Source organism: Acinetobacter sp. ANC 4648, from assembly GCF_002135345.1.
Classification (GTDB): Bacteria; Pseudomonadota; Gammaproteobacteria; order Pseudomonadales; family Moraxellaceae; genus Acinetobacter.
On sequence record NZ_NEGI01000006.1, the window covers coordinates 130,542 to 144,717 of the forward strand.

Consider the following 14,176-nt stretch of genomic DNA (forward strand, 5'->3'; position numbering starts at 1 on the left):
CTTTAAACTTAACGCTTTAAAAGTGCTTTTAAATTTTGCAAATAATGTTGTGCTTGTAATTTTGGATCAATATTTTCAGCCAATTTTTTCTTGCGACCTAACCAATCCAAATCATCTTGCGGTAATTCATCTAAGAAACGACTTGGAGTCATTTGTTTCATTTGACCACCATTCTTACGCTGCTCCGCAAGGGTTAAAGTTAAACCTTGTTGAGCACGAGTAATACCAACGTACATCAAGCGACGTTCTTCTTCGATAGTTTCAGCAGCAATCGAATTTTTATGTGGCAGTAGTTCCTCCTCAAGCCCCATAATATACACAAATGGGAACTCTAAACCTTTTGATGCATGTAAAGTCAGAAGATTAACTTTATCGGTATCCTCGTCCTCTTGCTGTTGCTCCAACATATCCAGCAACACCATTTTACGAATCACACTTTCAATATTACGTTCATCAACATCATCAGCTCGATTAATTAAGCTTTGAATACTGCTATACAGCATTTCCATATTGTCGAGCTTGGTCTTTTCTTGTGCAGGCGTTGCCGCTGTTTCACGTACATAATCGACATAACCAGCCTCATGCATCATCTGTCGAATTTTAGGCACAGGTTCATCATCATCTAACAATTCACGGGTGAAACTCTCAATGAATTCTGCAAATTCTGCCAATTGTGTGGTGGCTTTTTTTGGCATCACCATAGTTAAACGCTGATCACTGGCAGCAGCCAATAGCGAAAGATGATTCTCTTGTGCAAATAAGCCCAACTTCTCTAGTGTAACGGGGCCAATTGCACGTTTTGGCGTATTGATAATCCGTAAAAATGCGCTGTCATCTTCAGGATTAATAATCATTCTGAGATAACCCATCATGTCCTTAATTTCAGCACGGCCAAAGAAAGATTGCCCCCCTGAAAGCTTGTAAGGAATTTGCATTTGACGGAGTTGCGTTTCTAGAACACGTGCTTGGAAATTTCCACGGTACAACACCGCATAATCTTTCCAACTTTTACCATTCATCAATTTATGTGTGAGTAAATCTTTCACCACACGTTCAGATTCATCATCATCATTACGACAAGTAATAATCCGAATCACCTCACCATGACCTTTATCACTCCACAATTTTTTATCAAAAAGATGTGGATTATTTTCAATCACATGATTGGCGGCTTTTAAAATACGGCTAGTCGAACGATAATTTTGTTCAAGTTTTACCACTTTCAAATTATGAAAGTCTTCTTTAAGCAAAGCCATATTTTCAGGCTTTGCACCACGCCATGCGTAAATAGATTGGTCATCATCACCTACCGCGGTAAATTGCCCCATCACCCCGACCAGTAGTTTCACCAAAATATACTGAGCTGTATTGGTATCTTGATACTCATCCACTAAAAGATAGCGCACACGATTTTGCCACTTATCTCGAACTTCAGCATTTTCTTGTAATAAGCGCGTGGGCATCACAATTAAATCATCAAAATCAACCGCATTATAAGCACGTAAATTACGCTCATACAGTTGATATAAATGTGCAAACTGGACATCTTCTGGTGTTTCACAGGTGCTATGGGATTGCTCAGGCATAATCAGATCATTTTTCCAATCTGAAATTTTCTTCATGGCTTTGGCAATCAATTCTTTACTTTCCGCACCAGATAAATTATCTCGATGCATCAAATCCATCAAAATGCGTTTACAGTCATCCGCATCTAAAATTGAAAAATTATTTTTGAGTGGTGTATGTTTTAACTCTAATCGTAATAAATTTAAGCCAAAAGTGTGAAACGTCGAAACAGAAAGCCCTTTACCTTCTTCTTTAGATAATAATTTACTCACACGTTCTTTCATCTCACGTGCGGCTTTATTGGTAAAGGTCATCGCGGTAATACGATGTGCAGGAATACCACACTGTTGAACTAAATACGCGATTTTTCGAGTAATTACTGAGGTTTTACCCGAACCTGCCCCTGCAAGTACTAACAAGGGTCCTTGAGTATATTTCATGGCTTCAAGTTGCTTGTCATTGAGTTGACTTGCTTTAGACATCGTATTTCCTCTTTTGTTTCAGCGTTCAATTATAGTCATCTGAACATGACTTGCCTAATGCTTAGTGAAATTTTCCATCACCAATCGCACGCCATAAAAAACCACCCGAAGGTGGTTTTAAAAACCAATAAAGCTAATTCAAATTATTTAGTTTCATACACTGTAATTTCTACACGGCGGTTCTGTTCACGACCCGCTGGTGTAGAATTGTCTGCGATTGGTGAGCTAGAACCATAACCACGTGCAGTCATACGATTCGCTGCAATACCTTGACTCGACAAATAGTTCAATACAGATTGCGCACGGTTTTGTGATAAAGGATTATTAATCGCATCTGATCCCGTGTTATCTGTATGACCATGAATCACAAGTGCTAATTTGCTCGCTGTCCCGCCTTCAGCCAATACACGCGCAACATTATTCAATGCCGCTTGAAATTTTGGTTGGATTGTTGCAGAACTACTTGCAAAAGTAACACTTGGCATCACCATATTAATTGAGCCATCTGGATTACGGTTGACATCAACACCCGTTCCTGCCAATTCTTGACGTAAGCGTTTTTCTTTTTGATCAAGCAATAAACCAGCACCACCACCAACAACTGCACCAATCGCCGCTGCTTGACCCATTTTATCTTTGTCTGCATTAGAATATGCAATACCAGCACCAATAAGAGCGCCTAAACCTGTACCAATTGCTGCTTTGTCAAATTCCATATTTTGACAACCAGAAAGTGCCAAAGCTCCAATTACAGTAGAAATTACAAGTGCGCGCATTAAAAATCAGATCCATTCATTAAATATAAAAAAAATCGAATCATAGATATCTATGATTCGATTAGGATTATATAGGTTTTAAATTAGTTTGCGGCATAAATACTAATTTCAACACGGCGGTTTTGCTCACGACCAGCTGGAGTAGCATTCGATGCAATTGGGTTAGCTGAACCATGACCTTGAGCGTTAATACGAGATCTTGGTACACCTTGACTCGTTAAATAATTTGCAACTGACTGTGCACGTGCTTGAGACAATGGAATATTGATTGAATCATTCCCTGTACTATCAGTATAACCTGTAACTAAAATAGCACTTTTATTGTCTTCAGTGAGCGTTTGAGCCACTTTATTTAAAGTTGAATAAAAGTTAGATTTAATGTTCGATTGATTGGTATCAAATGTAATATTACCTGGCATGATCAAACCAACAGAACCATCTGGATTACGGTTTACTTCAACACCAGTTCCCGCCATTTGTTGGCGTAATTTTTTCTCTTTATTATCTAAATATGCACCAGCACCAGCACCTACAAGCGCGCCAATAGCCAAGGCACGATTATTTTGTGCAGATGAATTTGCATTACCTTTAGAAAGACCATAACCAGCAGCTGCGCCAATTAAACCACCTAAAGCAGCTTTATCATATTCAACACCGCCAATATTATTACCTGTAGTTTGGCAACCTGATAATACTAAAGCCCCAACTACAGCTGAAATTGCTAGTGCACGCATCGCGCTTCTCCAGTTTATGTTTATTTGTTTCGTATAATGTAATATTGATTGAAAAAATCAAATGCAACTATAGATATTTTGTTAACAAGCTTTGTTTTAGTTACATTTTGTAATAATTAGTTTAAGTAGGTAATGTTCATTCATCATAATTTGTACACAGTTTGCATTTGATGCTTTTTAAATCATGTAACTCCGATTATATTTAAATCAAAATACATTTTCATGATGTCATTATTAGGACAGTTTTATGTCATATCAACAACAGAAACAACCTATTTTAAAAAAAATAACAAAAGGCCTCACCGTTGGAACAGTGATTACAGGAAGTACATTTTTTCACGGCCCGCCTGTTTTAGCCTTAGGCCTAACCAAGCTGATTAAACAGTCACCTCAAATTGATGCAACCAACATCAATATTACAAACAGTTGGTTAGGCATTAATAATTGGCTGATTGATCATCTCTTACCGCATTTAAATTGGGAAATTAGCATTGATGACGATTTAGATTTAAATATGCAAGGTCGCTATTTGATGACCTGTAACCATCAAAGTTGGGTCGACACTACGGTGAATCAATATGTCGGATTAACCCGCATGCCATTGACGCGCTTTTTTACCAAATGGGAACTTATTTTTATTCCCTTTGTCGGCCAAGCCTTTAAAATCCTCGGCTTCCCAATGATGAAACGACATACAAAAGCACAAATCGAAAAAAATCCTGAACTTAAATCTAAAGATATGGATGAGGCTCGCAAAGCCTGTGAACAATTACTCAGCCAACCCTTTACGTTATTAAATTACTTGGAAGGTACGCGTTTTAGCCCTGAAAAACATGCACAACAAAACTCCCCATACACGAATTTACTCAAGCCTAAAGCTGGAGGACTTGCTTTAGCCCTCAATATTTTAGGTGATCAAATTGATGCACTGGTTGATATGACCATTGTTTATCCTGATGGTGCACCAGGTTATGCTGATTTTTGGCTAGGTGAAGTCTCTCGTATTGCGGTAAATTTACGTAAAATTCAGATTCCAGAATGGGTATATGGTGGAAACTACGAGGAGGATGCAGAATACCGCGAACGTTTCCAACACTGGGTAGATGAACTCTGGACTGAAAAAGATCAATTGATTACAGCAATGAAAAAACAATATCAAGTTACAGCAGCATAAATAAAGTTAAACTAAGGATTGATATGACAGACCCAGCAACACCCCATAAAAGAGGCTACCGTGCAACACGACATGACACTGCGGCATGGAAACTTTTTTTAGTTTACGACATTTTTATGATGTTGATCATTGTCGTCAACTTGGTCTGTTTATGTGCTAATGCTTTTTTAATTAGTAACTTTGCTGCTTGGTTTTTTGACCAAATCCATTTAACCTCAGTATTAACCTACTATAAAATCAACTTACACCCTTGGGTGGTTAAAACTGAAAGTTGGTTCATTACTTTTTTAGTAGTTGAATTACTTATTCGATGGTTCATTTCAATCATTCATAAACATCATCGGCGTTGGTTCTTTTTCCCTTTTATTCATTGGTACGAAGTTCTCGCAATTATCCCCTATCTACGCTTCCTGCGACTCATTCGTGCCGCAATCATCGGTTATCGGCTGCATGAACTCGGTTATCAAGTGATACCAGAAAATATTAAGAATAAAATCTTATTTTATTATAGTGTGGTGATGGAAGAGCTTTCAGACCGTGTTGTAATTACCGTGATTGATGGTATTCGCCATGAACTCAATACCAGCTCAAGCCATAAAAAAATTATCCATAACTTGGTCGATCATCATCGAGATTTATTTGCCAAAGCAGTTGCGGAAATTTTACAAGAATCACTCGCAACTGAATTAAAAGTACAGCAACGTTATATTGCAGATAATGTTGGAGAAATTGTAAAACAAGCGATTGAAGATACTCCGCAATTGACGCAACTTCTCAGATTAATTCCCATTGCTGGCAGTATGATCGAAAATCAAATTCAAAGTATTGGGCAACGCCTAGGGGAAAATATTACCATGGGGTTAATTGAGCCGCTGACTCAGGGTAGTATTCAACAACCGAATGCAATCTATCACTTGATTTCTGAAAAAGTTAGTAATTTAAATATAGAAAATCAAACACTTGAAGAGTTGGTTGAATCTGCTGTGTATGAAAGTTTAGAATCCTTGCGTAAACAAGTCAAAATCAAACAGTGGCAACTGGTATTAGACAAAAATGATCAAGTGAAAGAATAAGCAATTTATTAAAATTATTTGTATCTTTGCTAGTGAAATCAATCAATTTGGTCTAGCATTTGCGCTAATTTACAGTTTGACTTTGACACGCATAAATAGGTCACAAGCCTTTTAAGGAATAATTATGGCTGATATTCGGATTACAGGCAGAATGGTTAATTTTACCCGATTAACCTTTGATACAAATGATCAAAATGCTATCCGCCAGCAACTGAACGATATGATGGCTGAAACCTCTTACCAAGGGGCTTTAGTGATTATTGATACAACGGTTGAACAAGAGCTTATTGCGCTTATTCAACTTTTGGTGAGCTTGGATTTACAGCCCATGGCAGTCATTGATGGCTTGCTTGGAGATCAAGCACGCTCGATTCAATTTCCGGTACTGGCTGCCGACCGACCATTACAACGTATTAAAGCAAGTAAAGAACAAGTCGTTGAAACACCGATTGAGACTGAACAACAAGTCACAGATCAAGTCACTCCTGTGCAAGCTACTCCAAAACCCGTTAAAGTCAGCCATATCACCTCTTATCATGATGAAATTTTAAGAACTGGGCAGAGTTTAGTCCAAGACCACGGGGATATTATTCTCAGTGCTGGCATTAACAGTGGTTCAGAAGTCATTGCATCAGGAAATATACATATCTACGGAAGTGTTCGTGGTAGAGTAATCGCAGGTGCAGGCGGAAATACAGCTGCAAGAATTTTTTGTCATTCATTAGAAGCTGAATTAATTTCTATTGCGGGGACTTACTGTGTAGCAGATGACATCCCTCAGGATGTTGTCAAAAAAGCTGCTCATATTTACTTGAATGATCAACAAGAACTTGTATTTGAAGCCTTGCAATTTTAAGGTATAAATAAACACCATAATAAACTTCCCTCGATAAAGGGAAGAACTGACCATAACAGGAGTGGATTCGGTGGCCAAAATTGTTGTCGTTACATCAGGCAAAGGTGGCGTAGGCAAAACTACGACTAGTGCATCTTTTGCTACAGGTTTAGCCCTTCGTGGTCATAAAACCGTCGTTATTGATTTTGATGTAGGTTTACGTAACCTTGACCTTATTATGGGGTGTGAACGTCGCGTTGTTTATGATTTTGTCAATGTTTTAAATAATGAAGCGCGCTTACAACAAGCACTAATTCGTGATAAAGACATAGAAAACTTGTATATTCTACCTGCATCACAAACCCGTGATAAAGATGCACTGACTGATGACGGTGTCGCTCGTATCATGGATGAACTTGCACAAGAGTTCGACTATATCATTTGTGACTCACCTGCGGGAATTGAACGTGGTGCAATTTTAGCCATGTATCATGCAGATGAAGCGATTATTGTAACCAATCCTGAAATTTCTTCAGTGCGTGACTCTGATCGTATTATTGGGATGCTAGATAGCAAAACCAAGAAAGTAAAAAACAACGAAGGTCGTATTCGCAAGCATTTATGTATCACACGCTTCAACCCAGAACGTGCAGATAAGCAAGAAATGTTAACGATTGACGATATTTCTAAAGATATTTTACGTGTACCCACTTTAGGTGTAATTCCTGAATGTCCTAGCGTTTTACAAGCGTCTAACGAAGGTAAACCTGTCATTCTTTATGACGAAACCAGCGCTGGTCAGGCTTATGATGACCTTGTTGCTCGCTTCCTTGGTGAAGATCGCCTGTATCGCCACATCACGGTGAAACCTAAAGGTTGGTTAGCACGACTATTTGGAGCGTAATAATGGCCGGATTCTGGAGTAAACTTTTTAGCAATGATGATAAACCATCGAGCGCTCAAACTGCGAAAGACCGTTTAAAAGTCATTGTTGCATCTGAACAAGGTCTAGGCAAACGCTTAAGCCAAGACAAAATTGACCAAATGAAAAAAGAGATCATGCAAGTCGTGAATCGCTATGTTCGTGGTGTCGATGAACAACATATTCAAATGTCTGTGCGTTCTGAAGCGAATATTGAAATGCTTGAGATGAATATCAATTTACCTGAAGAACATTAATTTCATTTCTGATTAGTCAAGTCACTAGATTCAGGGCAAAATAGCGTGAGTTATTTTGCCTTTTTTACAATCAAAATTTGAGGAGATGCTGTTATGGCACTTTCACAGCCAGCAACTTTCAATGAAGAATGGTCAGACGAGCGTGTTTTTGCCTATTTAACCCAACTTCCTCCTGAAGGCAGTAATGCAGATTTTCATGTGCTCTATCATGCCTTCAAACATATGCGTCCAAAGGACTATGACCGCTTATTAACTCAATTTGTAGCGGATGGTCGCGATGTCAATGCAACCAATCATGAAGGTCAACGTATTCATGATGTAATCTCAGAGTTCCCACGACAACGTGACGATTTTTTAGAAGTTTTAGCTAAATTTGCTTAATTGATTTTCATTAAGCAATAAAAAAACCTGCCATTTTGGCAGGTTTTTTTATGATATTTTATTTACTACCAATTAAATAAGCACCAAATATACTAAAAATACCACCTGAAATCCCATCAATCCATCGTGCAGAATTTTGATAAGCGGCTTTAAAACGAGGTAATGAAAAAACAAATGCGACAAAACCAAACCAAATCACCGTCTCTACAGAAACAATAAGAAACAGTAAAGAATGTACGCCATCTAAATCTGGATTTGCTAAAAATAATGAAAAGACACTACCAAAATAAATCACAGCTTTCGGATTAGATAAATTAGTCAAAAACCCTTTTAGAAAGAAACGTAAATTACTCTGTGGTAATTCAAACGTATGTTCTTCAGTCACTACTTTTTGACTAAAAGCAGATTTCAATAATTGAAAGCCTAACCAACATAAATAAAGCCCCCCAATAACTAACATCACATGTTTCAACCAGGCCATCTTTTCAAAAATAATATTTAATCCCATTAGTGCTAAAAAAGCCCAAAACATTACTCCAGCAGTAATTCCCATAACCACAAACATGGATTGTTTACGTGAACGGCTAATTGCTGTTTGAGAGACCAAGAAAAAGTCTGGCCCGGGTGTGATCAACGCACAAAAGTGGATAAACACCAAAGTACATAATGCGATTAACATTTGTGAATACCTTTGTGATAGTAAGCTCTATATTAATGTGAAATTTACACTATCATCAAGATAAAGTGTAATAAAGAAAAGTATAAAAAAGCCTCTTTGAAAGAGGCTTTTAAATCTAAAAGTATTAAACTAAAATCTCGCGTTTACCATTTGCTCCCATCGAGCTTACAACTCCATTCTCTTCCATTTGATCGACAATACGTGCAGCTCGGTTATAACCTAAGCTAAATTTTCGCTGTAACGATGAAACAGAAACTTTACGCGTTTCTAAAACGAAGGAAATACATTGGTCATATAAAGCATCACGGCTTGGATCGCTTTCACCCTCTTCAAAACCACGTGACGTTGGTTCTTCATCATAAGGCGTTAATATTTCATCCACATAGTTAGGATGTCCTCTTTCACGCCATGCATCACAAATCCGATTGACTTCATCATCTGAAATAAATGCACCATGGACACGTTCCGGCTCAATTTTTCCTGGCCCTAAAAACAACATGTCACCATGCCCAAGTAAATCCTCGGCACCACCTGCATCCAGGATTGTACGTGAGTCAATTTTACTATTGACGCGCAGCGCAACACGGGTTGGAATATTGGCTTTAATTAAACCAGTAATGACATCCACAGATGGTCGTTGCGTTGCTAGCAACAAATGAATCCCCGCAGCACGAGATTTTTGTGCTAAACGGGTAATCATCTCTTCTGCTTTTTTGCCTACTTGCATAATCATGTCAGCAAATTCATCAGCAACAATCACAATCGATGGTAATGGCTCTAAACGTGGCGCTCGCTCACGTGTAGCTGAATCACTTGGCTTCCACGTTGGATCAATCAGATCCTCACCATTGGCAATGGCTTCATCTACCTTACGGTTATAATCTGACAATTTACGAATTTTCAGATAAGACATCAGTTTATAACGGCGTTCCATTTCATTCACACACCAATTCAATGCATTCACAGCATCTTTCATATCGGTCACAACAGGTGTAAGTAAATGTGGAATATCATTATAGTTGGCAAGTTCCAGCTGTTTTGGATCGATTAAAATCAAACGTAAATCAGCCGGTGTATATTTCAACAACATCGACAAAATCATCGCATTTACCGCAACAGATTTACCCGAACCGGTGGTTCCTGCCACTAACATATGGGGGGCTTTGGCTAAATCTGTGAGCACTGGATTACCTGAAATATCCTTACCCATCGCCATGGTAATCAGACCACTCGGGTCTCTATAAGTTGGCGTTTCAAGCAACTCAATCAAACGTACCATTTCACGGCTACTATTCGGAACTTCAATGCCGATGTAAGGCTTCCCTGGGATTACTTCGACTACACGAACCGATGCCATTGACATTGATCTCGCCAAGTCACGCGAAATATTTGTAACTTTAGAAGCTTTTACCCCAGGTGCTAAATCCAACTCAAAACGAGTCACTACGGGACCAGGTTGAGCTTCAATTACTTTGGCTTTGACATTGAATTCTTGTAGCTTAATTTCAAGCAACTCCGAAAGCCGTGCCAATTGTTCTTCAGTAAAATTAATTTTTTTGTTCGGATCAACTTTATCGAGTATTTCTAAACCCGGTAAAGTTGGCAGGTCGCGTCTTTTCTCAGCCACTTGCATAGCACGTGACATTGGTCGACCCGATGCATCAGTCAAGGGCGCATCAAAATCAAAGTCATCTACTACAAGCGTAGTTTCCAGCGCTTCGGACTTCCCTGCTGTCTCTTGCCAAGCTTCTCTAAAGGCATCTTTATCTACAGAAATACGCTGCTTTTCTTCTGCCGAAACAATGGGCGATGGCTGTAAATGAGTTTGAATTTCAGCTTTTATAAATGGCGTAGATTGGGCATAACTACTAGTGGTAAGCACAGGTGTAATAACTTGTGCTTCTTCATCCTCAACCAATAAGGCTAGATCATCCAACTCATCCGCTAAATTCTGTATTTTAGGTATAATTGGAGCAACAACATTTGGACTGATTGGCTGAATTGATGTAACTGCAGCTACTGCTGAAGCATGAGTCATAGCCTGAGTAGTTGTCTCACTGATAGGCTGATATGGACTATGTACATCAGTCGCAATCTTACCCTCTGGAACAACCGCTAATAACTCATCAAAGACCTCATCATCATCCCAATCAATATGATTTTCATCATGTGATCTTTGCGGAGGAACCGTAGTATTTTGCGGTGTATGAATCTTCGATGATAAAGTATCTAAATGATGTTGCGATTTAGCAGTGACTAAATCGTCGTCTGCCGCACGAAGTAATGCATCAATATCTCGCTTATGATCACTTTCTTGATGTAATGCTTTCCATACTTCACCCGTAGGTACAGCGCGCTGACTTTCTTGTTCTAAACGGTGTGCTTTTTCTAAAGTCTTTTCAAATTCTATTTCATCAATAGCGGTTAATTCACTTTGAACAGTACTTTTTTGCTGTTCTTTATCCGCAACAAGATCTGCAAATAAACGTTCTGCCGCCAAATGCTGTTTAGATGGTTTTAAAGCAGTCACTTCAGTAATAGGAGTTATATCATCCCCTGCTACTGTTGGTTCTACTTCAATTGGGGTACTGGTTTTCGAATGCTTAGGTGATGTGGTTAAGTCATAAGCCGACTCACTTTCAGGCACATTTTTATAAAATAAATCTTGTAGATATGCAGGGGTCGCTTTTAAAGTCGCCCATGTTTTATTCCACTGAATACCAAATACCAAAGTGATTAAAAGTAATAAGAATAAAGCCAGAAAAATTACTGCACCATAAATGCTAATCAGTTGTGACAGACTTTGCCCCAACTCATAACCAATGATACCACCCGAAGCATTATCTAAGGTATCCGCTGGAACATTCCACAGTAGATACAACAAACTTGCGGTCGTCAATAAGATAAAAAATTGCGCAGCATAGCGGAATGGACGACTTAAAAAACTTCTTGGCCACCAGACATGCACAGCTTCAGCAAATAATAAAATTGGAATGAGTAAACTGGCCCATCCTAAAAAACCAAACAGTAAATCTGCAATCCAAGCACCTGCAACTCCGCTTGCATTCGACACTTGTTGAGTATCGCTTGATATATGCATCCAGCCTGGATCAAATGGGGTATAAGTTACTGTCGCTAAAAACAGATAGATCCCAAATGAAATCAAGAATAATGTTAATAATAAACGCTGTGCATAAACACTCGACACCGCAGTCATATACTGTCCTGTAACCAATTTTTCATTAATATTCTTGTGTAGATGTGAGTTACTAGCTTCACATCAGAAATGCTTATATTATGCACCTGTTCTTTAAAAAAAGATGCACGATAGTTTATGTATGTTGTTAACTTCATTATACATAAACCCTATATAGCTCAATTCGATTTAGATGATCAATATTATCCACATCTAACTCACACAACTGCGCCCAAGTTTCACGTATAATTTTAACAGATTCTATATTTTTTATATCAAAAGGATGTCTAAATGAGCGCTCGTCACTCAAGGTTAATCATTTTAGGTTCAGGTCCTGCAGGATATAGCGCAGCAGTCTATGCAGCACGTGCAAATCTAAAACCAACATTGATTGCTGGCTTGCAACTGGGTGGTCAATTAACCACAACAACTGAAGTAGACAATTGGCCTGGCGACCCTGAAGGCCTAACGGGCCCAGCATTAATGGAACGTATGCAAGCACATGCAGAGCGTTTTGGTACAGAAATTCTGTATGATCATATTAATGAAGTCGATTTAAATGTCCGTCCATTCGTTTTAAAAGGTGATATGGATGAATATACCTGTGATGCTTTAATCATTGCGACAGGTGCGACTGCACAATATTTAGGGCTTGAGTCTGAACAAGCCTATATGGGTCAAGGTGTGAGCGCTTGTGCAACATGTGATGGTTTCTTCTATAAAAACCAAAAAGTGATGGTTGTCGGTGGTGGTAATACTGCTGTGGAAGAAGCACTTTATCTTTCTAATATAGCTTCACATGTTACCTTAGTACATCGTCGTGATTTTTTACGCTCAGAAAAAATTCTGCAAAATCATTTATTCGAAAAAGAAAAAGAAGGCAAAATTAGCATTATCTGGAATCACCAAGTCGATGAAGTCTTGGGAGATAGTGCTTCAGGTGTAACCGGCATACGTCTAAAATCAACTTTAGATAACAGCACTCAAACTGTAGCCGTATCAGGTTTATTTGTTGCTATTGGTCATAAACCGAACAGTGAGATGTTTGACGGTCAGCTGACGTTACGTGATGGTTACATCCAAGTCCAAAGTGGTACTACTGGTAATGCAACAGCTACATCTGTTGCTGGCGTATTTGCAGCGGGTGATATTGCCGACAGTATTTATCGTCAAGCCATTACTTCGGCTGGTTCAGGTTGTATGGCAGCATTAGATGCTGAAAAATATTTAGATGCTTTAGGTGAGTAATTTCAGCTAAACTTAAAACCGTCCAAATTTGGACGGTTTTTTTATAGATAATAAAACACCATTTTTGAATATTTTATAGCAACTTTTTAGCTTTAGGCTGATCTCCATGCATACATTAGCACCTTCTCAATACGTTTTTCCGAATCCAATTGAAGCTGATCCTGATGAACAGGGACTAATTTGCATAGGTGCAGACCTTTCACCGTCTACTCTTTTTGAAGCCTATAGCCATGGATTGTTTCCATGGTTTTCCGAAGGTGAACCGATTTGTTGGTGGTGTCCTGAACCACGATGTATTATTCGGCCAGCTAATTATCAGCCCAGTAAATCTCTGGTACGTAATATGAAAAAGATGAATTATAAAATCACAATTAATCATGCTTTTGACCACGTGATTCGCGCATGTGCATTACCACGTAGTTACGCCGATGACACATGGATTTCTGAAGAAATTATCGAGGGATATTGCCAACTTTTTGATGCAGGTTATGCCTATAGCATCGAAGTCTGGAATCAGAATAAAATTATTGGTGGCTTATATGGTGTCACCATTGGACAAGGCTGTTTTGGTGAGTCGATGTTTAGTACCGAAACAGATGTCTCTAAAATGGCATTTTATACGCTTATGCTGATTGGCCAAGAAAACAATCTCCCTTGGATTGACTGTCAATTGGTCAATGATCACCTGCTTAGCCTTGGCGCTTGTACACTTTCTCGCCAAGCGTACCTTAAATCGTTACAAGATGTAATTAAACACCCTGCTATAGATTGGAAAAAATATCAAGAAGGTGTATTTTCAAGTAAAACAATAGCGTTAAATGCGCGATTAATGGAATGACAACAAAAGGAGGGA

13 protein-coding genes are annotated in these 14,176 nt (G+C 38.7%); 8 read left to right on the plus strand and 5 right to left on the minus strand.

The features are described from left to right. Window positions 1-8 precede the first annotated feature (8 nt). The 3 genes from B9T27_RS11625 to B9T27_RS11635 form a co-directional block, all read right to left on the minus strand. Entirely contained in the window at window positions 9-2,048 is a 2,040-nt protein-coding gene (locus B9T27_RS11625) for a UvrD-helicase domain-containing protein (RefSeq protein WP_086206984.1), read from the minus strand. A 143-nt stretch (window positions 2,049-2,191) separates the two neighbouring features. Then, entirely contained in the window at window positions 2,192-2,824 is a 633-nt protein-coding gene (locus tag B9T27_RS11630; RefSeq protein ID WP_086206985.1) for an OmpA family protein, read from the minus strand. 83 nt (window positions 2,825-2,907) lie between these two features. Beyond that, window positions 2,908-3,558, minus strand: a complete 651-nt coding sequence (locus B9T27_RS11635) for an OmpA family protein (protein ID WP_086206986.1) — start codon at window positions 3,556-3,558, stop codon at window positions 2,908-2,910. A gap of 247 nt (window positions 3,559-3,805) precedes the next feature. Between B9T27_RS11635 and B9T27_RS11640 the strand changes: the two genes are divergently transcribed. From B9T27_RS11640 to B9T27_RS11665, 6 genes are all read left to right on the plus strand, one after another. After that, window positions 3,806-4,732, plus strand: coding sequence for an acyltransferase (locus B9T27_RS11640; protein WP_086206987.1), 927 nt, complete (start codon window positions 3,806-3,808; stop codon window positions 4,730-4,732). Window positions 4,733-4,755: 23 nt separating this feature from the next. Beyond that, window positions 4,756-5,805 carry a hypothetical protein gene (locus tag B9T27_RS11645; protein ID WP_086206988.1) on the plus strand — a complete coding sequence of 350 codons (1,050 nt, stop codon included), beginning with the start codon at window positions 4,756-4,758 and terminating at the stop codon, window positions 5,803-5,805. Between the two features lie 124 nt (window positions 5,806-5,929). After that, entirely contained in the window at window positions 5,930-6,661 is a 732-nt protein-coding gene (minC, locus tag B9T27_RS11650) for a septum site-determining protein MinC (protein WP_086206989.1), read from the plus strand. Between the two features lie 70 nt (window positions 6,662-6,731). Further along, the gene (gene minD, locus B9T27_RS11655) at window positions 6,732-7,544 is read left to right on the plus strand and encodes a septum site-determining protein MinD (protein WP_086204488.1); all 813 of its coding nucleotides are present in this window, start codon (window positions 6,732-6,734) and stop codon (window positions 7,542-7,544) included. 2 nt (window positions 7,545-7,546) lie between these two features. After that, window positions 7,547-7,819, plus strand: a complete 273-nt coding sequence (gene minE / locus B9T27_RS11660; protein ID WP_086204489.1) for a cell division topological specificity factor MinE — start codon at window positions 7,547-7,549, stop codon at window positions 7,817-7,819. A 93-nt stretch (window positions 7,820-7,912) separates the two neighbouring features. Beyond that, window positions 7,913-8,200, plus strand: coding sequence for a PA4642 family protein (locus B9T27_RS11665; RefSeq protein ID WP_086206990.1), 288 nt, complete (start codon window positions 7,913-7,915; stop codon window positions 8,198-8,200). A 58-nt stretch (window positions 8,201-8,258) separates the two neighbouring features. Here the strand turns inward: B9T27_RS11665 and rhtC are convergent, their stop codons facing one another. Together rhtC and B9T27_RS11675 are read right to left on the minus strand one after the other, a co-directional pair. Continuing rightward, a complete protein-coding gene (rhtC, locus tag B9T27_RS11670; protein WP_086206991.1) occupies window positions 8,259-8,879 on the minus strand; it encodes a threonine export protein RhtC in 621 nt (206 codons plus the stop codon). Between the two features lie 124 nt (window positions 8,880-9,003). After that, entirely contained in the window at window positions 9,004-12,096 is a 3,093-nt protein-coding gene (locus B9T27_RS11675) for a DNA translocase FtsK (RefSeq protein ID WP_086206992.1), read from the minus strand. Window positions 12,097-12,366: 270 nt separating this feature from the next. Here B9T27_RS11675 and trxB point away from each other — a divergent pair, with 270 nt between their 5' ends. Together trxB and aat are read left to right on the plus strand one after the other, a co-directional pair. Next, complete coding sequence (gene trxB / locus B9T27_RS11680) at window positions 12,367-13,323, plus strand: thioredoxin-disulfide reductase (RefSeq protein ID WP_086206993.1); 957 nt, start codon at window positions 12,367-12,369, stop codon at window positions 13,321-13,323. 106 nt (window positions 13,324-13,429) lie between these two features. Further along, window positions 13,430-14,161: a leucyl/phenylalanyl-tRNA--protein transferase gene (gene aat, locus B9T27_RS11685; protein WP_086206994.1), complete on the plus strand. Its 732-nt coding sequence runs from the start codon at window positions 13,430-13,432 to the stop codon at window positions 14,159-14,161. Window positions 14,162-14,176 lie beyond the last annotated feature (15 nt).